The 24,121-nt window shown below is 67.2% G+C and carries 19 protein-coding genes; 10 read left to right on the forward strand and 9 right to left on the reverse strand.

Annotated features, from left to right (window positions below; genetic code table 11):
• Positions 1-68 precede the first annotated feature (68 nt).
• Both OM977_RS09015 and OM977_RS09020 read left to right on the forward strand, forming a co-directional pair.
• Positions 69-2,354 carry a glycoside hydrolase family 78 protein gene (locus tag OM977_RS09015; protein WP_264357141.1) on the forward strand — a complete coding sequence of 762 codons (2,286 nt, stop codon included), beginning with the start codon at positions 69-71 and terminating at the stop codon, positions 2,352-2,354.
• Positions 2,355-2,493: 139 nt separating this feature from the next.
• Entirely contained in the window at positions 2,494-2,958 is a 465-nt protein-coding gene (locus OM977_RS09020) for a phage tail protein (RefSeq protein WP_264357142.1), read from the forward strand.
• Between the two features lie 29 nt (positions 2,959-2,987).
• Here OM977_RS09020 and OM977_RS09025 read toward each other — a convergent pair whose 3' ends face one another.
• Positions 2,988-3,818 (reverse strand): IclR family transcriptional regulator, encoded by an 831-nt coding sequence (locus OM977_RS09025; RefSeq protein ID WP_264357143.1) that lies wholly within the window; start codon positions 3,816-3,818, stop codon positions 2,988-2,990.
• Between the two features lie 147 nt (positions 3,819-3,965).
• Between OM977_RS09025 and OM977_RS09030 the strand changes: the two genes are divergently transcribed.
• The 7 genes from OM977_RS09030 to OM977_RS09060 all read left to right on the forward strand — a co-directional run bounded on the left by OM977_RS09030 (position 3,966) and on the right by OM977_RS09060 (position 13,698).
• Positions 3,966-6,722 (forward strand): alpha-L-rhamnosidase, encoded by a 2,757-nt coding sequence (locus tag OM977_RS09030; RefSeq protein WP_264357144.1) that lies wholly within the window; start codon positions 3,966-3,968, stop codon positions 6,720-6,722.
• Positions 6,719-7,711 carry an alpha/beta hydrolase gene (locus OM977_RS09035; protein WP_264357145.1) on the forward strand — a complete coding sequence of 331 codons (993 nt, stop codon included), beginning with the start codon at positions 6,719-6,721 and terminating at the stop codon, positions 7,709-7,711. The genes OM977_RS09030 and OM977_RS09035 overlap by 4 nt, the downstream gene beginning before the upstream one ends.
• On the forward strand, positions 7,708-8,670 hold the full coding sequence (locus tag OM977_RS09040; protein ID WP_264357146.1) for an alpha/beta hydrolase: 963 nt from the start codon (positions 7,708-7,710) through the stop codon (positions 8,668-8,670). The genes OM977_RS09035 and OM977_RS09040 overlap by 4 nt, the downstream gene beginning before the upstream one ends.
• A gap of 166 nt (positions 8,671-8,836) precedes the next feature.
• Entirely contained in the window at positions 8,837-9,739 is a 903-nt protein-coding gene (locus tag OM977_RS09045) for an alpha/beta hydrolase (RefSeq protein ID WP_264357147.1), read from the forward strand.
• 71 nt (positions 9,740-9,810) lie between these two features.
• Positions 9,811-10,668 carry a fumarylacetoacetate hydrolase family protein gene (locus OM977_RS09050; protein WP_264357148.1) on the forward strand — a complete coding sequence of 286 codons (858 nt, stop codon included), beginning with the start codon at positions 9,811-9,813 and terminating at the stop codon, positions 10,666-10,668.
• Positions 10,668-12,476, forward strand: coding sequence for an FAD-dependent monooxygenase (locus OM977_RS09055; RefSeq protein WP_264357149.1), 1,809 nt, complete (start codon positions 10,668-10,670; stop codon positions 12,474-12,476). Before OM977_RS09050 ends, OM977_RS09055 begins: the two co-directional genes overlap by 1 nt.
• Positions 12,454-13,698, forward strand: coding sequence for a DUF3500 domain-containing protein (locus OM977_RS09060; protein WP_264357150.1), 1,245 nt, complete (start codon positions 12,454-12,456; stop codon positions 13,696-13,698). Before OM977_RS09055 ends, OM977_RS09060 begins: the two co-directional genes overlap by 23 nt.
• A gap of 124 nt (positions 13,699-13,822) precedes the next feature.
• On the opposite strand, the gene OM977_RS09065 is transcribed toward OM977_RS09060, so the two are convergent.
• Complete coding sequence (locus OM977_RS09065; RefSeq protein WP_264357151.1) at positions 13,823-14,890, reverse strand: quercetin 2,3-dioxygenase; 1,068 nt, start codon at positions 14,888-14,890, stop codon at positions 13,823-13,825.
• Positions 14,891-15,147: 257 nt separating this feature from the next.
• Here OM977_RS09065 and OM977_RS09070 point away from each other — a divergent pair, with 257 nt between their 5' ends.
• Positions 15,148-15,540 (forward strand): nuclear transport factor 2 family protein, encoded by a 393-nt coding sequence (locus OM977_RS09070; protein ID WP_264357152.1) that lies wholly within the window; start codon positions 15,148-15,150, stop codon positions 15,538-15,540.
• A gap of 4 nt (positions 15,541-15,544) precedes the next feature.
• Here the strand turns inward: OM977_RS09070 and OM977_RS09075 are convergent, their stop codons facing one another.
• From OM977_RS09075 to kdgD, 7 genes are all read right to left on the reverse strand, one after another.
• Complete coding sequence (locus OM977_RS09075) at positions 15,545-16,909, reverse strand: MFS transporter (RefSeq protein ID WP_264357153.1); 1,365 nt, start codon at positions 16,907-16,909, stop codon at positions 15,545-15,547.
• 287 nt (positions 16,910-17,196) lie between these two features.
• Entirely contained in the window at positions 17,197-17,901 is a 705-nt protein-coding gene (locus OM977_RS09080) for a FadR/GntR family transcriptional regulator (RefSeq protein ID WP_264357154.1), read from the reverse strand.
• Positions 17,902-17,911: 10 nt separating this feature from the next.
• The gene (locus OM977_RS09085) at positions 17,912-19,039 is read right to left on the reverse strand and encodes an L-talarate/galactarate dehydratase (protein WP_264357155.1); all 1,128 of its coding nucleotides are present in this window, start codon (positions 19,037-19,039) and stop codon (positions 17,912-17,914) included.
• 99 nt (positions 19,040-19,138) lie between these two features.
• Positions 19,139-20,059, reverse strand: a complete 921-nt coding sequence (locus OM977_RS09090) for an AEC family transporter (RefSeq protein ID WP_264357156.1) — start codon at positions 20,057-20,059, stop codon at positions 19,139-19,141.
• Positions 20,060-20,212: 153 nt separating this feature from the next.
• Complete coding sequence (locus OM977_RS09095) at positions 20,213-21,541, reverse strand: enolase C-terminal domain-like protein (RefSeq protein ID WP_264357157.1); 1,329 nt, start codon at positions 21,539-21,541, stop codon at positions 20,213-20,215.
• Complete coding sequence (locus tag OM977_RS09100) at positions 21,538-23,148, reverse strand: aldehyde dehydrogenase (NADP(+)) (RefSeq protein WP_264357158.1); 1,611 nt, start codon at positions 23,146-23,148, stop codon at positions 21,538-21,540. The genes OM977_RS09095 and OM977_RS09100 overlap by 4 nt, the downstream gene beginning before the upstream one ends.
• A gap of 11 nt (positions 23,149-23,159) precedes the next feature.
• Positions 23,160-24,074: a 5-dehydro-4-deoxyglucarate dehydratase gene (kdgD, locus tag OM977_RS09105; protein WP_264357159.1), complete on the reverse strand. Its 915-nt coding sequence runs from the start codon at positions 24,072-24,074 to the stop codon at positions 23,160-23,162.
• Positions 24,075-24,121 lie beyond the last annotated feature (47 nt).

Below are 24,121 nucleotides of genomic sequence, written 5' to 3' on the forward strand. Positions count from 1 at the left end.
TAAGCCCCAGACCTCCCGCTCCGTCACGCACTGACATGTACACACCCACCAGAACGGAACACCACCCCATGCCACTGGCACCCTGGCAAGCAGCCATGATCACCCCTGACGAAGACTTCGACGGCGCCCCGCTCCTGCGCAAGGAATTCCAGCTCGCGGAGGGCCACGGCGCCGTGGAAAAAGCTACGCTTCGGGCCACCGCCTTCGGCGTCTACGAGGCCCAGATCAACGGCGTTCCCGTGGGCGATGACGTGCTGAGCCCCGGCTGGAGCTCGTACGAGTGGCGGCTCCGCTGCCGCAGCTACGACGTCACGCACCTGGTGCAGCCAACAACGGCCCTCGGTGTCTCGCTTGGGAACGGCTGGTACCGCGGACGCCTGGCCTGGCACGGCATGTCTGCCCTGTACGGGCAACAGTTGGGTTTCTTCGGGCAGCTGGACATCGAGTTCGCGGACGGGCACATCCAGTCCATCGCTTCGGATTCCTCCTGGCAGTCCGGCCCGTCAGCCACCACAGCCAACGACCTCTACGACGGGCAGACCATGGACGCCCGCCGGAACCAGCCCGGCTGGGCGGAACCAAACTTTGACGCCGGCACCTGGGCGGGGGTCCACACGCTGGAATTCGACGCCGGGCGGCTCGCCGAACCCGTGGGTCCGCCGGTGGTGCGCACCGAGGTTCTGAAGCCCGTGCAGATCTTTACGTCACCCAGTGGCAAAACACTCGTGGACTTCGGACAGAACCTCGTGGGCTGGCTTCGGTTCACCGTGCGGGGCAAGGCCGGAAACACCATCAGAGTCCGCCACGCAGAAGTGCTCGACGACGGCGAGCTGGGCGTCCGGCCCCTGCGTTCCGCGGAGGCGACGGACACGTTCATTCTCTCCGGTGGCGAGGACTTCTTTGAGCCGACCAAGACGTTCCACGGCTTCCGCTACGCAGAGGTTTCCGGCTGGCCTGGCACGCTCACGGAGGACTCCCTGGAGGCAGTGGTGGTCCATTCGCAGCTGGAGCGCACCGGCACCTTCGAGTGCTCCAACGAGCTGGTCAACCAGCTCCACCGCAACATCGTGTGGGGGCTTCGGGGCAACTTCCTGGACCTGCCCACAGACTGCCCGCAGCGTGATGAGCGGCTCGGCTGGACCGGCGACATAGCCGTCTTTGCCCCCACGGCAGCATTTCTTTACGACGTCAAGGGCTTCCTGCAGGATTGGCTCCTGGACCTGGCAGCCGAGCAGAAAGCGGCCGACGGCCTGGTGCCCATCACCGTCCCGGACGCCCTCAAATACTGTCCGCAACCGGCGGAGTTTCCGGCGCCGGAATCGTCTGCACTGTGGAGCGAAGCTTCCGTCTGGGTGCCGTGGGCACTGTGGGAGGCGTACGGCGACGACACCGTCCTGAAGAACCAGTACCAATCGATGACCTCACACACCCGCCGGGTGGAAGGCCTGCTCTCACCCACCGGTCTCTGGGACCACGGCTTCCAGTTCGGTGACTGGCTCGACCCGGATGCCGATCCGGACAAGCCGTGGGACGCGAAGGCGGACACCGGCGTCGTGGCCACGGCGTGCATGTTCCGCACCGCCTCAATCACCGCCCAAACGGCGCGGCTGCTCGGATACCAGGACGACGCCAAGTACTTCGAGCAGCTCGCGGCACGGGTCCAGGCCTCCTTCCTGGAGCACTACGTGGGCGCCGACGGCACCATCCGCAGCGACTGCACCACGGTCTACGCGCTGGCGATTGCCTTCGGCATCCTTCCCGGCGTCGAGCACCGCGACTTCGCCGGGGAACGCCTTGCGGAACTGGTCCGCCTGAACAACTACCGCGTGTCCACCGGCTTCGCCGGCACCCCCTTCATTACCGCGGCCCTAACCGATACCGGGCACAGCGAAGAGGCCTACCGCCTGCTCCTGGAGCAGGGCTGCCCGTCCTGGCTGTATCCGGTCACGATGGGTGCCACCACGGTCTGGGAACGCTGGGACTCCATGCTCTCGGACGGCACCATCAATCCGGGCGAGATGACCAGCTTCAACCACTACGCCCTGGGGGCCGTGGCGGACTGGCTGCACAAGGGAATCGGTGGCATCAGCCCGCTGGCTCCGGGCTACAGCAGAATCAGGATCGCGCCGGTGCCAGGCGTCGGCATCGACTGGGCCAGGACCTCGCTGAAGACCCCGCACGGAACCGTCCGCGTGGACTGGCAGGTCGTCGACGGCGCGCTCCTTGTTGAGGCGACGGTGCCGGATGGAGTGGAGGCCGACGTCGAACTTCCGGGCGGTGAGCGCCGCAGCGTCAGCGGCGGCACGCACCGGTTCACCGCGCCCGCCGGGCTGGCCGTTTCCTCGGCGGTGTAGCCGAAGCGGAAGGCCGGGACCCGGCAACTACGGCTAGCGGCGGCAGGAATGGTCAGCGCCCTCGTTCGACGGCGCGGTCCAGGTGCAGCGGACGGTCTGCGTCTGCGACGATGTGCGGAGGAAACTCCCAGGAGGATGCATGCCGTACACCGTAGATTTCAAGAATGTCTCCACCGTTGGTTTGGAATCGTCACCTGTCGTGGAGGCGCTGGCCGGGCTGCGCGCCAACGAGGCGCGCTACTTCAAGAATAAGTACGACCACGATTTCACCGTCACTCCGGCGGGGCAGGCGCCCGAGACGCTCGACTGGATCCACGGCATTCTCTCCAGGGAGCGCAACATCGCCATCGCCGCCCGCCCGCTTGAGGTTTCTTCCTTCGAGGTGGACGGTATGCGGATGGCCTACGTGTTTTACGAGTCAGGCCTGGCCATCAACGTCATGTACGGCATCGCGGAAGGCGCGAAGCGCGCAGTAGGTTTCAAGCTCTCCGAAGGCATGGACGTGCCCGAGGAGCTGGCGTCAAGCTTCAAGTTCGCGCGCCAAAAGTCAAAGCTCGCCGGCACAATCCGCGGCTCCTACTTCGTGATCAAGGGCCAGCACTAACGCCAGCCCACCCTGGTTCTCCAGGGCTGTCACCCTTCAGAGTGCGTCCGCACATCCGGGCTGACCTCGGCGTGGTGCCCCAGGTTCCTGGAGACGGCACGCGCCGTGGCCCGGACCGCGGGAGCCAGCACGTTGGGCGGGGTGGAGCCGTCGGGGACCACGATGGACAGCGCGGCCACCACAGCACCCTGCGCGTCGAAGATCGGCGAGGCCACGGACACCGTCCGCGAGGGGGACGATCGGCGGATCATCGCGATCCCGGTGCGCCGCACATCCGAGAGGGTACGGCGCAATTGCCCTTCCGGCATGGGCTCCACTCCGGGTTCATGCTCCGGCGGCTTCCGCAGGGTAACTTCCTGGAACTGCTGGTCTGCGCCCGCCAGGAGCACCAGCCCGACGGCGGTTGACCGCAGGGGCGCGCGCCCGCCGACCCGGTACGCCACTTCGGTGGCGTCCTTCGACGAGAGCCGCTCGATCAGCACTGCCTGCTCGTTGTCGAGAACGGCCAGCAAAACGTGATGGCGGGTCACCTCGAAGAGGTCCTCAAGGTAGGGCAGCGCAATCTCGCGCACTCCGTGGCCCCGCGGGGACAGGGATGCCACCTCCCACAAGCGGACCCCGACGACGTACCGGCCGTCGTCGAGCCGTTCCAGGGCACCCCAGGCAACCAGCCGGGCGATCAGACGGAGCGCCGTGGGCGCCGGCATCCCGGCATGGCGTGCCAGTTCCGAAAGGGTCAGCGCGCGACGGCGGTCGGAAAAGACCGCGAGCAGGCTCAACGCCCGGTCAATGACCGGTTCACCCTGCTTGGGCCGCTTCCCGCGGGTGGCGGCGGTTTCGGTGTCCAAGGGGACAGACATGGCTTGGGTCCTTGTGCCGTTGTGGTTCGGACCGTAGTCCGTGAGCTAGACCACAATACTATTCCAACCAATGAAAGTGCGCTGTGGATGACCGCCCGGTGGAAACGAAGCTGGAACTCCAGCTACCCATATTCAGGAGCCTGCTGTATGACCCTTATCAGTCTCGACGCCGACGTCGCGGAAACACGCCCGGCCCCGAACGCGCCCACCCGGCTCCGCGTGGAGCACCTCCGCGAGGCGATAGGCATCACCAATCCCCGACCCCGCCTCAGCTGGACGCTGCCTGAGGGGACTGGGCCCGCCGCAACCATCTCGCAGGCTGCCTATCAGATCAGGGCCAGCAACGGCTGGGACACCGGCCGGGTGGAGTCCGCCCAGCACGTGCTGGTGCCGTACTCCGGCCCGTCGCTTGACTCGCGCAGCCGTTTCGTGTGGCAGGTCCGGACATGGAACACTGCCGCGGACGGCACGGAAACCGAAGGCGCCTGGTCCGGGCCGATGCCTGTGGAGCTGGGGCTCCTGCACCCCTCGGATTGGACGGCACGGTGGATCGGCCCCGACGAGCCGGTTGTTCCTGCCCCCGGAGAACGCCCCGGCTACGCCCTGCACAAGACGTTCACCCTGGCCGCTGTCCCTGAATACGCCCGTGCGTACGCCACAGCGCACGGCATATACGAGCTGTTTCTTAACGGCAGGCGCGTCGGCGATCAGCAGCTCACTCCCGGCTCCACCAGCTACAACACCACCCTCCAGGTGCAGGCCTACGACGTCACCGCGCTGCTGCGTTCTGGTACCAACACCGTCAGCGCCGTCCTCACGGACGGCTGGTACCGCGGAACCTTCGGGTACACGCGCGACGCCGACATGTACGGCAGGCACACCGCACTCCTCGCGCAGCTGGAGATGCAGTCCGCCGGCCACAGGACGGTGATCGGCACGGATGCCTCGTGGCGGGTGTCCCCAACGGAGATCCTCAGTGCTGACCTGATGGCGGGGCAGCGCGTGGACTTCCGGACGCTGGCTGGTCCACTCAAGGGAAAGGCGGCAGCCGAGGAAAACGCCGTCGTGCGGGACTGCAGCTACCAAACTTTGACCGGCCCGGTGGCGCCGCCCACCCGGATCGTGGAGGAACTCGCGCCAATATCCATAACCCGCCTTGCCAACGGAAACCAGGTGGTGGACTTCGGCCAGAACATCCACGGCTGGCTGCGCCTCACCAGGCTGGGCGGCCCGGGGGAGACCATCACGCTGGTGTACGGCGAGGCGCTGGACGCCGACGGCGACGTGACCCAGGACCACCTGCGCCCGCACGATTTCCGCCACCCCGGCCAGTTCCTTGCCGCCGGGCAGGTTGATGAGGTGACGACGTCGGGCGCTTCGGGGGAAGTGTTTGAACCGCGGCACACCAGCCACGGCTTCCAGTACGTGTCCGTGCAGGGACTTCCCGCGGACCTTGCGCCGGAGGACATCACGGCTTGCCTCGTCCACACCGACCTGGAACCCCTGGGCACCTTCACCTGCAGCGATGACCGGCTCAACAAACTGCATAGCATTGTGCAGTGGAGCTTCAGGGACAATGCCTGTGAAGTTCCCACGGACTGTCCCCAGCGGGAAAAGGCCGGCTGGACGGGGGACTGGCAGCTGTTCGTTCCCACGGCGGCGTATCTCTACGACGTGGCGGGGTTCTCGCGGAAGTGGCTTAACGACGTCCGCGCCGACCAGTGGGAGAACGGCGTCATCGCCAACATCTCGCCGTCGCCGGGTCCGGTGATCACGTCGGCGGATTTCATGGCCTTCGTCAACGGTTCGGCGGGCTGGGGTGACGCCATCGCGATGGTGCCGTGGGAGGTGTACCTGGCCACCGGCGATGCCGCAGTCCTTGCCGAGAACTGGGAAGCAATGCAGCGCTGGCTGGACTTTGTCCGGACCACCGCAGAATCCCAACGGCACCCGGTCCGGGCGGCTGCCGGCACGGTCCCGGCGCAACACGAAAGGTACCTCTGGGACACCGGGTTCCACTGGGGCGAATGGATGGAACCGGACGGTCCAGAGCCGGACCTGTTCGCCGCCCGTTCCGCCGATCACGGCATTGTGGCCACCGCCTATTACCGGAACACCACAGCCCTGATGGCCAGAATTGCCGGCGTCCTGGGCCACACGGACGACGCCGCCGCGCTCGCTGAACTCTCCGAGAACGTCCGGCGGGCCTGGGAGACGGAATACCTGGACTCCTCCGGGCGAGTCGCCCAGGCAAGCCAGGCGAACTGCGTCCGCGCCCTCGCGTTCGGCCTTGCCAGCCCGGAGCGGCGCGCCACTGTCACAAGGCAACTGGTTTCGCTCATCAGGGAGGCCGGCACCCACGTGGGGACAGGCTTCCTGGCCACGCCCTACCTGCTGCCCGTCCTCGCCGAAAACGGTGAATTGGACCTGGCCTATGAACTCCTCATGCAGGAGTCCGAACCGTCCTGGCTGGTGATGGTGGACCGCGGCGCCACCACCATGTGGGAGCTGTGGAACGGCCTCGACGCCGGCGGCAACCCGCACCAATCCCTGAACCACTACAGCAAGGGCGCCGTGGTGTCCTTCCTCCACCGCTGCACGGCAGGCCTGCGGCAGGCTCCCGGCAGCGCCGGCTACGAACGGATCATCATCGAGCCGCGGCCCGGGGCGGGCCTGACCTCTGCGGCCACCTCCCATTTCGGCCCGCAGGGCCTGATTGGGGTGGAGTGGACCAGAGGCGACGGCGGGCTGCGGCTGAAGGCAACCGTCCCGCCCAGGACCATCGCCGAAGTCCGTCTCCCCGGCAAGCCTGCCGCCGTCGTCGGGCCCGGAACGCATCACTTTACTGCCCCCGCCAGCGGCGGCATCGCCACAGAACCCGAGCTTGTGAGGAGCGCACCATGACCGCAAATGAAGCCACCGAGGTTTACGAAACCGAGCGGCTGAATCCTGCCCGACCGGGCGGAATGGACGTTCCCCCATTCCCCGTCTTTGACGCCCCGGGCGTTGCCGAGACCCTCTCGGACGTCTCCGCGGTGCACCGCGAAATCACTTACGCCCGCGCGATCGGTTTCCGGCCGCTCAAGATGGACATCTGGCTTCCCCGGCAGGCCGCCGGGCCCGTGCCGCTGGTGGTGTGGGTCCATGGCGGCGCCTTCCAGCTGGGTGACCGCCGCGAGCTGCCGCCCACCTTTGCGCCCGATTCGGTGTTCCGGCTGCTCAATGAGGCGGGGATTGCCTGCGCCACCGTTGACTACCGGCACTCCCTGGAGGCCCCGTTCCCGGCGCAGCTGCATGACGTGAAGGCGGCTGTCCGTTACCTGCGTGAAATGGCAGAGGACCTTGGAATCGATCCCGGACGGTTCGGAGCCTGGGGCGAATCTGCCGGCGGCCACCTTGCTGCCCTGCTCGGGCTGACTGGCAACCGGGAGGATCTGCACGGCGGTCTTGGGGCGCAGGGGCACCCCAGTCGTATCAGCGCCGTCGTCGACTTTTACGGTGTCTCCTCACTCGTTGACATTCCGCCCATGAACACTCCGGCCGGGCTGTTCCCGCCGGCTTTGACGTCCGCTGTTCCAGCGGGGATGCCCCTGCAGCCCGAATACATGCTGGTGGGCGGCTCGGATGATCCCGCGCTCCTGGCAGCGGCAAGCCCGGTCAGCTACGTGACCGCCGACGCGCCGCCGTTCCTGCTGGTGCACGGTGACAGTGACGGCCTGGTGCCGCATGCACAGACAGACCTTCTTTCCGCCGCGCTTGCGGGCGCAGGGGTGGAGCGCGAGGTGGTCACGATCAAAGGCGGGGACCACTGCTTCTTCGGGGCGGAAGAGCAGATCGAGGCCATCCTTGCTGCCGCCGTGGACTTCTTTTCCCGGACGCTGGGCCGGCCATGACATCCCGGGAGCGTGAGTCCACTGCTCCAGCCAAGGACGCGGGGCTGGCTCCCGATGCCGGCTTCGCCCAGTACCTTGCGGCCCCAGAGGGTCCGGAAGCCCCGGCCGGACATGTCGGTCCCGATGTTCCAATCCACGCCGTCACCGCTGACGGCCGGCATGGCCCGGTGACCATCCGCATCTACGGTGAGGCCCCCCGCAGGGCCGGACCCGCCCTGGTGTGGCTTCACGGGGGAGGCTTCGTCAGCGGCGGCCTGGACATGCCCGAATCCGACTACTTGGGCCGGGTGCTGGCCTCCTCCGGGACGCCGGTGCTGTCAGTGGACTACCGGCTGGCCCGCGACGGCGTGCACTTTCCCGTGCCCCACGAGGACGCCTTGACCGCCTGGTTCTGGACCCGCAGGAACGCCTCCGGCCTTGGGCTGGACCCGGAGCTCCTGTGCCTAGGCGGCGCCGGCGCTGGCGGCAACCTCGCCGTTGGTGCCGCGCTGTACCTCACCGACGCCGGAAAGCCGGTCCCCGCGAAACTGCTGCTGGCCTACCCCTTCCTGCACGCCGAGCTGCCGCCGCCTGCGGAGGGCCTGGACGAGGAAGTGATGGCGACGCTGCCCAGGCACCTTCGCTTCACCCCCGAAGACTGCGTACGGAACGCGGAGAACTACATCGGCGGTCCCGTCAGCATGGCGTCCTCGTATGCCATGCCCGGCTACGCAGACCCGTCCGGGCTGCCGCCGACTGCCATCGTGGCCTGCGAGTACGACGACGTCCGGGGCTCCTCTGAGCTCTTCGCGGCTAACCTGGAGCGCGCAGGTGTTCCCGTGTCCTTTTTCCTGGCCCGCGGCGCGGTGCACGGTCATCTCAATCATGCGGCGGGCAGCCCCCAGTCGCGGCCGGTGCTGGAGTTCCTTGCCCGGGAACTCGCGACGGCAGGGTCGCGGGCGCCGATTTCCATTGAGTGAAATCGCGGGCGCCGACGAGCGCCGCCATCAGCGAAAGTTGAGTTATGACGCGGACCACGCACCGCGCGGCAGGGATGACACGGTGCAGAGATGACACGGTGCAGAGATGACACGGTGCTGCGATGACGCAGTTCTGAAATGACACGGTACGGAGATGGAGTCGACGATGACGGCAGGAAAGACCCTGAAAGGGATCGCATTTGCGCAGCCCGAAGGGGCCGCGGAACTGCTGCTGGACCTGTATCTTCCCGCCGCCGCACAGCAGTCCGGGGGGCGGCAGTCCCAAGCCTTCCCGGCGGTGGTCCATTACCACGGCGGCGGCTGGCGGGTAGGTGCCCGCTCCTCCCTTGGGCCCACGGTGGACTCCCTGGGCCTGAGCCCGATCGACCGGCTCGTTGAAGCCGGGTTCGTGGTTGCTTCCGCCGATTACCGGCTGAGTTCAGTGGCCGACTTCCCCGCCCAGCTGCTGGATGCAAAGGCTGCGATCCGCTGGCTCCGCACGCATGCCGCTGGCTTCAACGTGGACCCGGACCGGATCTACGCGTGGGGCGATTCGGCCGGCGGCCACCTCGCCAGCCTGGTGGGACTGACAGGCGGTGCAGCGGGATATCGCGGCCATTTCGATGACCCCGATGGGCTTGGTGGCATCAGCGACGCCGTCGCCGCCGTCGCCGCCTGGTACCCGCCCACCGACCTGTTCCGCATGGGCGCCCAGGCGCTCCCGGACGCAGTTGCCCGTGCTGACGATCCCGGCTCCCGCGAGGCGCTCCTGCTCGGGGCGCAGCCCGCGGACGCCCCGGACAAGGCCGCAGCCGCAAGCCCCCTGACCTACGCCGGGGAGCACGCACCGCCGTTCTTCCTCGCGCACGGCACCGCTGACCGGTTCGTCCCGGCGGCGCAGTCCTCCACCCTTGCGGCGGCGCTGGAAGCCGCCGGGACCGACGTCGAACTTCTCCTCATTGAGGGCAGCGACCACATGTGGTCGCTGCCGGACAAGAGTCCGGCGGCGGCGCAGAAGGTCCTCGAAGCCACCATCGATTTCTTCCGCAGGCAAGCGCACAGTTTCTGACTCTTAACCATCTGACTTGAACCAGCCTGTTTGGCATCTCTTGTGCCTTGGCTAGACCTGAAAGGCTCCACATGCAGTACATCGGCATCAACCACCGCGGCTCGGCCTGGGCAGCAGCCCTTGCCGGCTCCCGCGTCTTCCCGTTGGCACCCGCGGCCGAGTTTTGGGCGGACGTGGCCGGCTGGCAGGACAAGTCCGCCGCCCTCATGTCCGACGCCGGGAACTGGCATGAGCGGGCCGCCGTCACGGAGGTGCCGCTGGTGCCTGCAGCCGCCCGGGTCATCTGCGTTGGCCTGAACTACAAGGCCCACGCGGCAGAAGGCAGTTACAAGGACCAGGACCTCCCTCCCTACCCCACGCTGTTCGGCCGCTGGACGGCGTCCCTCTCGGTCGGGAATGTGCCGGTACCGGTTCCATTGGGCGAGGCCGGCCTGGACTGGGAAGGCGAAGTGGCGGCGTACATCGGCCGGCGCGTCCAATCAGCCGACGAGGACGAAGCGGGCGAAGCGGTCTTTGGCTACTCCACCTTCAATGACCTGACCGCCCGGCACGCCCAGAAGCTCACCACCCAGTGGACCCTGGGGAAAAACGGCGATTTTACCGGACCGCTCGGCCCGCTGGTCAGCCGTGATGAGGTGGGGGACCTCCGCGACGGCCTCCAAGTCCGCACCCGCGTGAACGGCACCGAAGTCCAGAACGGCAACACCCGGGACATGATCTTCTCCGTGCCGGCCATCATCTCGCTGATCAGCCAGACTTTCACCCTCCACCCGGGCGATGTGATCGCCACCGGAACCCCGGAGGGTGTTGGCTATGCGCGCAGCCCGCAGTGGCTGCTGCAACCGGGCGACACGGTGGAGGTGGAGATCGACAAACTCGGCACCCTCACCACTCCCGTCGGCGACATCTCACTCCGCGGCCGCGCCTGATGGTCACCGTCCACGCTGCCGCCCCTGATGCGCTGCCGGAAGAGGTGCAGGTACTGATCTCCGGCGGCGGCCCCAGCGGACTCTTCCTGTCTCTGGACCTGGCCTCCCGTGGCATCCCCAGCGTGGTGGTCGAGCCCCGCACTTCCGTGGACCCATCGCGCCCACGCGCCAAGACCACTAACGCCCGCACCATGACGCACCTGCGCCGGCTGGGACTCGCGGAGGCACTCCGGGCCGCGGCGCCCCTGCCCGTGGGCTACGCCCAGGACGTCATCTTCTGCACCGGTCTCACTGGCCCTTCGGCCCATGAGCTGCGCACATTCCGCCGCGCCTTCCAGCTGGTGCCCGGCCGCTACGGGCCGCAGCCCGAGTGCGGCCAGCAGGTTCCGCAGCCCGTCCTTGAGGGCGTCCTCCGCGCGGCGGTGACCGAGTCGCCGCTTGTCACCCTGCTGTCCGGGTGGCATGTTCAGGATGTCACCGTTCAGGATGTCGCTGGTCAGGCCGGTCATGCCGGCGCGGGCGGCACCAGCGCCGGTTCCGGATCTGTTGTTTCGGTGGCGGACGGCGCGGGACGTTCCCGCGCCATCACCGCCCGCTTCGTGGTCGGGGCCGACGGCGCTTCGTCCGCCGTACGCCGCAGCCTGGGCATCCGCCTCGAAGGCGGTTCCGCCGCCCTGTCCAACATCAGCATCTTGTTCCGTTCCAAGGATTTGGGCTCCGCGATCAGCCTGCCTCCGGCCGTCCAATACTGGGTCGTTAGCACGGAAACCGCCGGCATGGTGGGCCGGATGGATCTCGCCGATACCTGGTGGGCCATCATCCAGGGCGTGGACGCCACCGCGGCCCAAACGTCGGGCCCCGGCAGCACCGCGGGGGATGGCGCCGCCGCCATGGTCCGCCGGCTGGTGGGCGCAGACGTGGACGTTGACGTAGTCGCCACCGATCCGTGGACGGCCCGCATGCTCCTCGCACCGGCCTACGGCCGGAACGGCGTCTTCCTGGTGGGCGACGCGGCACACCTGAATCCGCCGTGGGGCGGGCACGGCTTCAACACCTGCATCGGCGACGCCGCCAACCTGGCCTGGAAAATCGCCGCCCACCTGTCCGGCTGGGCGGGCCCGGAGCTCCTGGACAGCTACGAGCTGGAACGACGGCCCGTGGCTGCGAGGACCATCCGCGATGCCGCCGCCAACGGCAAGGCGCTGGCCTACCACTTTGCTGACCCTGCCCTGCGCAGCGGGGGCGAGGAAGGCGGCCGCGCCAGGCAGACAGCGCACTGGGCCCTCGCGGTGAAACAGAGCGAGTTCGATTCGTTGGGACTGGTTCTCGGCTACTCCTACGCGGACTCGCCCGTCGTGGTGCCGGACGGTTCGACTGCTCCAGCCGAGGACCCCATCCGCTATATACCATCGGCCAGTCCGGGAGGCCTGCTTCCGCACGCGTGGCTGGACACCACCACTTCGGTGTACAGCAGCCTCGGGGCCGGCTTCACTTTGCTGGCCGACGCCGGTGCGCTGGGCGGAGTCCCGGAGGACCAAGCTTTCCGGCCCGTCCTCGACGCGGCGGCACAGCGTGGCATCCCGGTGACAGTAGCCGCCGTCGGACCGGCCGACGACGGGACGCCGATGGCGGACTTGTGGCGCGCGGACGCTGTCCTGGTCCGCCCTGACCAGCACGTTGCCTGGCGCGGAAGTTCGGCCGAGGCGGCAGCGGAAGCGCTAGCCGTGGCCGCTGGTTGGGTTGCGCAGCGTGCCTCGATAACCCCTGACAAGGAAAGGGACACCCGTGTCAGCGCCGTCATTCCGTGAGTTCCTGTTTTCCCCCGACCACCCGCGCGTGGCGGAAATCCGAGGACTTAATGCCCGCGAGTACGCCGTGGCAGCCACTACCGACTCTTTCGCCGGCCCCATGATCGAGGGTTGGAAGGAGCTGTATCCGCAGCCGTTCAAGGGCATCACCAACGACGGCCTGCCCCGGCCCGGCCTATATCCGCTGGCTGCTGCCCGGCAGGGCGAAGAGGCACCGACGGCTGCGATGGTAGCGGCCGCCCGGAAGCTGCTCTCTGCCGCGACTTCGAACGAGATGTCCCGGCTGACCTACGCCGTGGACGCCACCGAGTGGCAGAGCTGGGCCAACCCGGAGTTTATGCAGCACGACACCGGGCTCCGGCTGGACGAGCTGGATTCCGATGTCCGGGATGCAGCATTGGCCGTCGTGGAGGCAAGCCTGAGCCCGGCCGGATTCCAGCTGGTCCGGAACCTCATGCGGATCAACGGGTTCCTGGGCGACCTGGTGGAGCTGCCGCTGCTGCTGAACGAGTTCAGCTACAACTTCGCCCTCTATGGCGAGCCGTCCGAAACTGCGCCGTGGGGCTGGCAGCTTTTTGGCCACCACGTGGCCCTGAACTGCCTGGTAGCGGGCACCCAACTGGTGATCTCACCCGTCTTCCTGGGCGCCGAACCGGACGGTATTGACGCCGGGCCGCACCGGGGCGTGAAGGTCTTCAAGGAGCGGATCGCCCTCGCGCGGCAACTGATGGCCGCCCTGCCGGACGGTCGGCGGCAAGAGGCCACGGTGTACGAGGCCATGGTGGACCCGGCCATGCCGGACGGGCGGATCCATTCCGGCGACGAGCGGCACCTGGGTGGCTGCTTCCAGGACAATCGGGTGATCCCGTACGAGGGCATCCTGGTCAGCTCCATGCCGGCGGAGGCCCGGGCCGTGCTGGATGACGTTGTGGAAGACTTCATCGCCTACCTGCCGCAGGGTCCACGGGCGGCACGTAGACGCGAAATTCAGGAGCATTACGGCGAGACGTGGTTCAGCTGGATCGGCGGCTGGAAGGCGCCGGAAGCCTTCTACTTCCGGCTGCAGAGTCCCGTGCTGATCCTGGAGCTGGACCACCACACGGGGGTGTTCCTCAGCAATGACGAGCCCGCGCCGTTCCACATGCACACGGTGGTCAGGACCCCCAACGGTAACGATTATGGCCGCGCCCTGGTGAAGCAGTCCCCATCGACTGCTCCGTAACTGCCGTATTCAGGGCCAAAAGGGCGCCTACGGAGCATTCGATGATCCACCGACGGGAATGGCCCGGAACCCTCGCGGGGTTCCGGGCCATTGCCTTGTGGTCGGGCGGGTTCAGCAGTCGAGGTCAGAGGTCCAGGGCCGCGCGGCGCTGCGGCGGGGGACCCACCACGGTCAGGTCCATCTCGGCCTGCGCCCGGCCAAACCCTTCCATGTCCATATACGGCGTGCCGCCTTCGGTGTAGTGGTAGTCCTCGGTGCGCTTGTTGAAGTACTCGAAGAAGCCGTTGAAGACCGATGGCGTCAGGAACCCGACCATCTGTGTGTTGTGGGCATCGAAAGCGAAGGAGTGGATGGTGCCCGCGGGGGCGTGCAGGAAATCGCCCTTGGTCAGCAGGACCTCGCGGCCGTTGGCGTAGATCCACATCCGGCCCTCGGTGCAGAGGAAGTTCTCCGTGTGCTGTTCGTGAAAGTGCAGCGGAATGTAGGGGGACTTGGCCCCCTTGGTGTGCACGGCAAAGTAGTTGGAACCCGTGTTCGCCGGCCGGGAGAGGTAGGTGAACATCGTCTGGTAGCTCACCAGCCGCTCGCCCTCACCGGCGCTGAGGAAGTAGGGGCTGGCGGCCGGGGGCAGGCCGGCGTTCTGCTGCAGGGAGGGCGCAACCCGTTCCACCTCCGGGAAAGTGATGCCGAATTCGGCGCCCACCTCGACGCATTCCTGCCGGCTTGGTTTCCGGCCCGGGGTGACGGGCGGGACGTGGGAGTCGACGGGCGTGCCGACGCGCTCGTAGTACGCCTCGGCGCCTCCGGGGGTCATCCAGTTCAGGAACCGGGTGTAGTGGCTGGCCATCCGGTAGGCGTGGGGTGTTCCGGGCGGGATGACCACGGAGTCTCCCGGGGTGAGGATCCGGCTCTCGCCCGGCAGCCAGACGTGCAGGATTCCGTCGAAGACGTACAGAGTTTTGTGTTCCACTGCGTGGCTGACAAACGGGGACTCCGCGCCCATGCCGCCGGAAATATAGGCGGCGCTGAAAATTCCACCGCTGTCCGCCGCGCGCGCGATGACCGTGACGAGTTGACCGTTGATCTCGTAGCGCGCGCCTTCGCCCGAGGCCATGTAGTACGGGACGGCCTCGCCGGGGAGCACGTTGGCCACCGGGAGCTGCTGGTTCATTTCCTCAACGCTGAGGGACATCGCTTCCTTCTTTCCTGTCACTAATCTACAGAGGTGTCCACTCAAGAGTGCCGTGGATCGACGTCGTCGATGCTCTTCGTTTTCAATGATTGAAACGCAATCTACGCCGGGAGGACGTTCCTGGCCGTCGCCGCCGCCGGGCAACGGACAGGGGGGTGAGCCCAACCCGCGACCCATCGACACGCAATACCGACCGGACTAGCCTTATTTCGTTCGAAGAAAGCTGACCCGACAACGACGACGGAGAGGTGGTCGAAATGGGCACAGAAGAGAATGCTGAACTGGTCCGACGCGGTTACGAGGCCTTCAGCGCGGGCGATATGGAGACACTCAGGGGGTTGTTCGCCGAAGATGCCGTCTGGTACGTTCCCGGAAACGGCGCGCTTTCGGGCAGGAAGGAAGGATGGAGCGCCATCCTGGCCTACTTTGAGGAACTCGGAACACGTTCGGGTGGCCAGCTGAAGGTGACCCTCCAGGACGTCGTCGCCGGTGAAAACCACACCGTCGGCCTGCAGCACAACCAGGCGGAGAACAACGGCAGGAGCCTGGACACGGACGGTGCAATCGCCTTCCAAATTCGCGACGGCAAGATTGCCGAAGGCCGCGAGTTCTACGCTGACACCGCGCAGGGCGACGCGTTCTGGGCCTAGGCCCTCACCGGGAAGTGGCGAGTTCTGCTGCGGCTTCCTCCGCGCTCTCGCCTGCGGTCCGGTCAGCCGCGGCTTCGGTTCGGCGTTCCTTCAGGAAGTAGACCAGACCGGCGGCGATCGTCGACGCCGCGGCCAGGGCGAAGAGCCCCGGGACGACGCTGCCCGTTTGTTCCTTGATCAGGCCGAAGCCGAAGGGCGCCACGAAGCCGCCCAGGTTTCCGAGCGAGTTGATGATGGCGATGGCCGGGGCGAGGATCATCGGGTGCAGCCCCGACTGCGGGATGGTCCAGAACAGGGGCGAGGCGCTCTTGAAGCCCATGGCGGCGACCGCCAGGAAGACCAGTGCCAGCACGGGCGAGGCGACGGCGGCTGCGAGGGTGCCGACCGCGGCGACCAGCAGTGCAGCAACGAGCAAAGGCCGCTTCGACTTCGCCTTGTCCTGCCACCGGGCGGCAAAGTACATGGCGATCACGGCGCAGACCCACGGAATCGCCGAGAGGAACCCGACGCTGAGGTCGGTGGTTCCCGGGATGCGCTTGACAATGGTGGGCAACCAGAAAGTATTGGCGTAAATGGAGAGCTGGACGGCGAAGTAGATACCGCACAGCAGGAGGATCTGCGGGTTCAGCAGCATCTTCCAGCGGTTGAGCGTTCCCTTGCCCGGGGAGGAGGCGGCGTGCTGGGCGTCCTCGTGGGCAATTGCAGCTGACAGGGCGGCCTTTTCCCCGGCGCTCAGCCACGTGGCGTCCTGGATCTTCGCGTCGAGCAGGAAGAACACCACGACGCCCACGGCGACCGACAGCAGTCCTTCAAAGCCGAACAGCCACTGCCAGCCGCGAAGGCCGAGCACATCGTGCAGGCTCAGCAACAAACCTGCGATCGGGCCCGAGAGGGCCGCGGCGATCGATGAACCGGCGATGAAGATCGCCGTGGCCTTGCCGCGCTGACCTGCCGGCACCCAGCGGGCGAAATAGAAGATCACGGCGGGGAAGAACCCGGCTTCCGCGGCCCCCAGCAGGAACCGCAGGACGTAGAACATGGTCTCGTTCTGCACGAATGCCATCAGGAAAGAAACGATGCCCCAGCTGATCATGATCCGGGCGAGCCAGACTTTGGCGCCGAACTTCTCCATCATCACGTTGCTGGGCAGTTCGAAGATGGCGTAGGCGATGAAGAATAATCCGGCCCCGAAGCCGTATGCGGCGGCGCCGATGCCGACGTCAGCCTGCAGATGCTCCTGGGCGTAACCGATGTTGGACCGGTTGAGCTGGTTGCACACCAGCATGACCAGCATGATGGGCAGCACCCTTTTGAAGAACTTTTTCGTGGCCAAGGCCACGTCCGTGACAGCGTCGTCTACAGACTGCATTGGGGGAATTCCTTTGAACTGGCGAAGCTGGCAGGCCGGGGCGGCGTGCTTGTGGCCCGCGCCACAGCGATGCATTCACCTTATTCGGCGGCAGTAATGCCCGTCCAACTCAAATTGTGCATCACCGGATACCTTCAAGGACTCGCTGGGCCCGTCGCCCCGGATGCCGCCATCTATGACCGGGCGGCGTCCGGGGAAGGCTGCTGTCGGCCGGATATCCGCTTGCCTACCTCAGGAACGAGACCCACCCTACTGTCTCAACTGTCGCGGGAGGGCGCTCCGTGACCTCAGCCGGGGCCTGGAGCGGCGGTGCGCAACCGGCGTCGGGAGTTTGCCAAATGGCTCCGCATTGCGGCCGACGAGGACGGTCCGTCGCCCTCCGCGATGGCGGCGACGATTGACCGATGCTCCTGGACCACCTGATCGAAGTGGTCGCGCGCGAGGTGCTCGTCGCCGCCGAGAAGGCGGGCGCGCGGCATGGCGATCATGGTCTGCCCCAGGGATGCCAAGCAGTCGGAGTAAAAGGGATTTCCGGACGCCGCGGCAATGGCACGGTGAAACTCGTAGTCTGCCTTCATTGCATGGGCCGGGTGCGCAGCGCTCTCCGTGAACTCCTCAAACGCCTTCCGGACGGCCTTCAGCTGCCGGTCCGTATGGTTCCGGGCGGCGAGGGCGGCGGCTTCGGACTCCACCGCTATGCGGAACTCCAGCTGCCACAGTCGGTCCTCCAGGCTGGCCACGGGGCGGCTTCCGGCGGCCTGCTGCGGTCCGTCCGGCGGCGGGGTCAGCGCAAAGCTGCCCCGCCCCCGTTCGGTTTCGACCAGTCCCTCGGCCTGCAGCCGGGTCAATGCCGAGCGGACCACGGTCCGGCTGACGCCGAATTCGCTGATCAGGGCGTTTTCGCTGGGCAGTTTCGCGCCCGGCTGGATGTCGCCGTCGACGATGCGCCTGCGAAGATCGGTGGCAAGGTCCGCGGTCAGGTTCCGGCTCATGGCTTCAAGGTTACTTGCCGAATTCCACTGACTCCGTCGTCCAGGCGCGTGCCTGCTCGCTGAGGGAGATGCCGAGCCCGGGGCGGTCTGGTACCAACATGCGGCCGTTCTTGGTTTCGAGGCGCTCGTTGAAGAGCGGATCGAGCCAGTCGAAGTGCTCCACCCACGGCTCGCGCGGGTAGGCGGCCGCGAGGTGGAGGTGGATTTCCATGGCGAAATGCGGGGCGAGGCCCAGACCTCGCTCATCGGCCAGGGCCGCGAGGCGCAGGAACTGCGTGATACCGCCCACCCGCGGCGCATCAGGCTGGATGATGTCGCAGCCGTTGGCATTGATCAGCCCCTTGTGCTCCGCGACGGAAGCCAGCATTTCGCCGGTGGCGATGGGGGTGTCGAGGGCGCGGGCGAGGTCCGCGTGGCCTTCGAAGTCATAGGCGTCCAGCGGTTCCTCAATCCAGACGAGGTTGAACTCCTCCAGCCGGCGCCCCATCCGGAGGGCGGTGGCGCGGTCCCACTGCTGGTTGGCGTCAACCATAAGCGGCACGTCCCAGCCGATGTGCTCGCGGATGCCGGCGACGCGGCGCAGGTCCTCGGCCGTGTCCGGAAGGCCGACCTTGATCTTGATGCCGCCGATGCCTTCGTCGAGGAGCACGGTGGCGCGGGCTTTGACCTCATCGAGGGAGGCGTTCAGGAAGCCGCCGGAGGTGTTGTAGGTCTGCACGGAGTCCCGGTAGGAGCCCAGGAACTTGGCGAGCGGCAGGCCGGCACGCTTGGCCTTGAGGTCGTAGAGTGCAATGTCGACGGCGGCGAGGGCCTGGGTGGCCACTCCCGAGCGGCCGACGGAGGCTCCGGCCCAGAGCAGCTTGGTGTAGAGCCGGCCGATGTCGTTCGGGTCCTCGCCGATAATGCCTTCCGCGACTTCCTTGGCGTGGGCGTACTGGGCCGGGCCGCCGGCTCGCTTGGAGTAGCTGAAGCCGATGCCGCTGTGGCCCTGTTCGGTGGTGATTTCCGCGAAGAGGAACACGACTTCGGTCATGGGCTTCTGGCGTCCGGTGAACACCTTCGCGTCGCTGATCGGAACGGCGAGCGGAAGCCTGGCCGTGGACAGCTTTACGTGGCGGATGAGATCAACGCTGGTCATGGGTCTCCCTGAAAGTTCCTGCGGGGCAACTCCGCCCCACCTAACTTAGGATACAAGTTCAAAAGTTGTAGAACAAGTGTCGTTCCGGCATCGCCTCGATCAACCAAGCAGCCAGGCGATGGCCAGCAGGGAGCCGACGCAGAGCAGCGTGGTGCACAGGATCACGTCACGGGCAACGATCACGCCACGGCCGTAGGGGGCGGCGAACAGAAACACATTCTGGGCTGTCGGCAGCGCCCCCATGATCACACTGGCCAGCAGATGCTGCCCCTCGAGTCCGAAGACGAAGCGGCCCAGGGCCCACACGATCAGGGGCATGCCGATAATCTTCAAGACAGTGGCCACGAGCGATTCGGTGCGGCCGTCGCCTTTTTGCAGCGGGGCCTTGCCGGCCAGGGAGAGCCCGAAGGCCAGCAGCACCATCGGGACCGCTCCGGCGGCGAGCATGTCGATCGGTTTCAGCAACAGTCCCGGCACGGTCCAGGCCGTCAGTGCGACGGCTGCGCCCAGGCCGGAGGCGATGATCATCGGGTTGCCGAGCGGCTGGAGGAGCAGCTTCCGCCAGGAGATGTCCGACCCCGATGCGAGGCCCAGCACGGTCAGATAGAAAGGTGCCATCACCAGGATCTGCGCCAACAGCACGGGAGCCACATGCTGGGCCGTTCCCACGGCGTACAGGGACACGGGGATGCCAATGTTATTGGCGTTCGCGTAGCTGCTCGCCATGGCGCCGACGGCGGTCTCCGCCACCGGCCGGCGGAAGAACAGGAAACTGAGCAGGCAATATAGCAGCCCCACTGCCGCTGCGGAGAGCAGCGCCAGCGGGGCATCGGTGCCGAGCGCGGCCCGGATATCGCTTCCAGCCACCACTGTGAACAGCAGTGCCGGGTTGGTGATGTAGTAGGCCGTCCGGGTCAGGGCGCCCTGGACCTCCGGTCCGAGGATCCGCAGCCGGGCAGCGACGTATCCGACTGCGATGACGGAGGCGACAATCAGTATTCCGGTGACGACGCCGCCCAAGTTTCTTACCTTTCCGTCAGGTACCTGCCGCCAGGTGCGCCGGAGGTGGGTTTCCGCACGGCCGTCTCCTCGTTGCGGAAGGAGGGCCGGCCGTGCGGAAGTGGGGATCCCCTAGGGGATTTGGCTTAGCGGACGGTGCCTAGCGGACCACGGCTAGCGGACGAGGCAGGGCCGCTTGGGATCGAAGGACCAGCCGTCGATGTAGTACTGCATGCCGATGCTGTCGTCGCGGGCATCGAGGCCGTGTTCCAGGTAGAGCTGGTGGGCCTTGGCCAGGGCGTCGCGGTCCAGCTCGATCCCCAGGCCGGGCGCGTCCGGAACCTCAATGGCGCCGTCCTTGATCTGCAGCGGGTCCTTGGTGAGGCCTTGGCCGTCCTGCCAGATCCAGTGCGTGTCCAGCGCGGTGATCTCGCCCGGTGCGGCGGCTCCGGTGTGCGTGAACATGGCCAGTGAGATGTCGAAGTGGTTGTTCGAGTGCGAGCCCCACGTGAGGCCGAACTCGTTGCACAACTGCGCCACCCGGACTGAGCCGTGCATGGTCCAGAAGTGCGGGTCCGCGAGCGGGATGTCCACGGAGTTGCTGCGGATCGCGTGGGACATTTCCCGCCAGTCTGTGGCAATCATGTTCGTCGCCGTCTTGAGCCCGGTGGCGCGGCGGAATTCGGCCATGACCTCACGTCCGGAGAAGCGGCCTTCGGCGCCGCAGGGGTCCTCGGCGTACGCCACAACGCCCTGCATGCGCCTGCCCAGGCGGATGGCTTCGTCCAGCAGCCAGCCGCCGTTGGGATCCAGGGTGACCCGTGCGTCCGGGAATCGCTTGGCCAGGGCGGTGACGACGTCCACCTCGGCGTCGCCGGCGAGCACGCCTCCCTTGAGTTTGAAGTCACTGAAGCCATACCGCTCCTGGGCTGCCTCGGCGAGGGCCACCACGGCTTCGGGGGTCATCGCTTCCTGCCGGCGGAGCTTTTCCCACCGGTCCGCAGGTGCGTCCTCGACCAGGTACGGCAAATCCGTCCGGCTGGTGTCTCCGATGAAGAAGAGATACCCGAGCATGGGTACCGAGCTGCGCTGCTGGCCGTCGCCGAGCAATTCCGCCACCGGAACGCCGAGGAACTTACCGTGCAGGTCAAGGAGGGCGGATTCGACGGCGGTGACGGCATGGACGGCTGTGCGCAGGTCAAAAGTCTGCTGGCCGCGGCCGCCGGCGTCGCGGTCGGCGAACTCCGCCGCGACATCGCGCAGCAGGGAGCGGTAGCGCGCCACCGGCTTTCCGGCGAGCAGCGTGCCGGCTTCCTCGATGGTGGTGCGGATCTTCTCCCCGCCGGGCACTTCACCGAGGCCGGTGCGGCCGTCCGAATCGGTGATGATCACGATGTTGCGGGTGAAGAACGGGCCGTGCGCGCCGCTGAGGTTCATCAGCATGCTGTCATGCCCCGCGACCGGGACCACCTCAACGTGGGCGATGGTGGGCTGCGTGGTCACGCGTTGACCTCTGCTTTCTGGGTTGCTTCAACGACGCCGTCGACCCGGCGGTTGAGCCGCCAAGGGTTGGGGTCCTGCAGCGGCACCGGGAGCAGTTCCTGCGGCAGGTTCTGGTAGGCGACGGGCCGCAGGAACCGGTTGATGGCCAGCGTGCCCACGGAGGTGGTCCGGGTGTCCGAGGTTGCGGGGAACGGGCCCCCGTGGACCATGGCGTGCCCGACCTCGACGCCGGTGGGCCAGCCGTTGACGATGATCCGGCCAACCTTCTGCTCCAGGACCGGGATGAGGCCTGCAGCCGCCGGGTAGTCCGCTTCGGTGAGCTGCAGGGAAGCCGTGAGCTGGCCTTCGAGCCGGTTGGCGGCGTCCAGGAGTTCCTCGGGGGCCGAATAGCGGATCACGAGGCTGGCGGCGCCGAAGATTTCGGCGTGCAGCACGTGGTTGGACACGAACTCGGCGACGCTGGTGCCGAAGATGGCGGGGGCGGGCGCGTTCTCCGTCGTTCCTTTGGCGCCTTGCCCGACGACGGTGACGCCGTCAGCGGAGCCCAACGCCTCGGCACCGGCGTTCCAGGAGCCGGCGATGCCCTCGGTGAGCATCGTCTGCCCGGCGCAGGTGGAAATGGCGCGGCCGACGGCGGCGGCGAGTTTGTCACCCAGCTCGCCGGCGGGGGCGAACAGGAGTCCGGGGGAGGTGCAGAGCTGCCCGGAGCTGCCGGTGACGGCAGTGACGTACTGCTGCGCGAGGGCGTCTATTTGTTCGGCGGAGCCGTTGAGCGCTCCGGGGAAGACGAAGACCGGGTTCAGTGAGGACATCTCCGCGTAGACCGGAATCGGCTCGGGCCGGGCAGCGGCGGTGCGCATCAGGGCGATGCCTGCGGACTGCGAGCCGGTGAACCCGACGGCCTTGATGGCCGGATCTGCGACGAGGGCCTGGCCGATGCTGCTGCCCGGACCGTAGATCAGCGAGAAGACGCCGGGGTGCAGCCCGGCGTCACGGACCGCTTTGGCGATGGCGTGGCCGACGAGTTCGCCGGTGCCGGGGTGGGCATTGTGGGCCTTGAAGACCACCGGGCAACCGGCGGCGAGGGCGGAGGCTGTGTCGCCGCCCGCCGTCGAGAAGGCCAGCGGGAAGTTGCTGGCGCCGAAGACGGCGACGGGGCCCAGCGGGATCTGTCGCTGGCGGATGTCGGCGCGGGGCAGGGGAGCGCGGTCCTGCAGCGCCGGGTCGATCCGGACTCCGCGGAAGTCACCCTGCCGGACGACCGCTGCGAAGAGGCGGAGCTGGCCGGTAGTGCGTGCCCGCTCGCCCTGGAGCCTCGCGGCCGGCAGTCCGGTTTCGAGTCCGGCGCGGGTGATGAGCTCCTCGCCGATCGCCTCGATGTTGTCGGCGATGGCCTCCAGGAACCGGGCGTGCGTTTCGGGGTCCAAGGTGCTGAAGGAGGGGTAGGCTGAGGCGGCTGCCGCGGTGGCGGCCTTCAGCTGCTCTTCGGTGAGCAGCGTGTAGCCGGGTTCGAGTTGTTCGTTCGTGGCGGGGTTGAAGCCGTACGCCGTCTTGCCGTCCCCGGCGACGGGCTGGCCCGCGATGAGCGAGTGTCCGGTAAGTGTCACGGTGCGTCCTCCTAGGAAACGGTGGCGATGAGGGACTTGAGGTCCGCGAGGTCCTGCGGCGCCAGGTTCTGCAGCGGCGGACGGACACCGCCGGCGGAGCGGCCGATCGCGTCCAGCCCGCCCTTGACGATCGAGACGGAGTAGCCCTTGACCCGGTCACGGATGTCCAGGTAAGGAATCACGAACTGGTTGAGCTTCTGGTTCACGGCGACGCGGTCCTGGTTGCGGACGTCCTGGTAGAAGTCCAGGGCGAACTGCGGAACGAAGTTGTACATTGCGCTGGAATAGGTGCTCATGCCCAGCTGCAGCAGCGGAAGGGCGAACGTCTCGGCCGTGGGGAGGCCGCCGAGGTAGAACAGGCGGTCGCCGAGCTTGGCGTAGACGCGGGCGTCATGCTCGAGGTCGCCCACGCCGTCCTTGAAGCCGATCAGGTTCTCGTGGCGGTCGGCCAGTGTGGCGACCGTGGTGTCCTTGTAGATCGCGTTCGCGCGGTTGTAGATGATGACGCCGAGGGACGTGGACCGGCAGATGGCGCTGACGTGTTCGATCAGGCCGCCCTGGTCCGCTTCGGTCAGGTAGGGCGGGAGCAGCAGGATGCCTTCGGCGCCGGCGGCTTCCGCGGCGCGGGCGTTCTCGACGGCCTGGGCGGTTGATCCGCCGGCGGAGGCGAGGACCGGAACGAGGCCGCCGACTTCCTCCACCGCGGCACGGACGACGCGCTCGGACTCGGCCGGGGTCAGCGAGAAGCCTTCGCCGGTGCCGCCGGCCGCGAAGAGGCCTGCGACCGGGAAGCTGGCCTGCCAGGCGAGGTGCTTGCGGTAGTTTTCCTCGTCGAACTGCAGCTCTGCATCGAACGAGGTGACGGGGAAGGAGAGCAGGCCGTCTTTGAGGACGTTCGCCAGTTCCTGGGGTGTGTACTTTGCCACGATGTGGTCCTCCGGGTGAGCGCCGTGATGGGCGGATGGTGTTGGTT

Origin of the sequence: Pseudarthrobacter sp. MM222 (assembly GCF_947090775.1) — a bacterium.
Classification (GTDB): Bacteria; Actinomycetota; Actinomycetes; order Actinomycetales; family Micrococcaceae; genus Arthrobacter.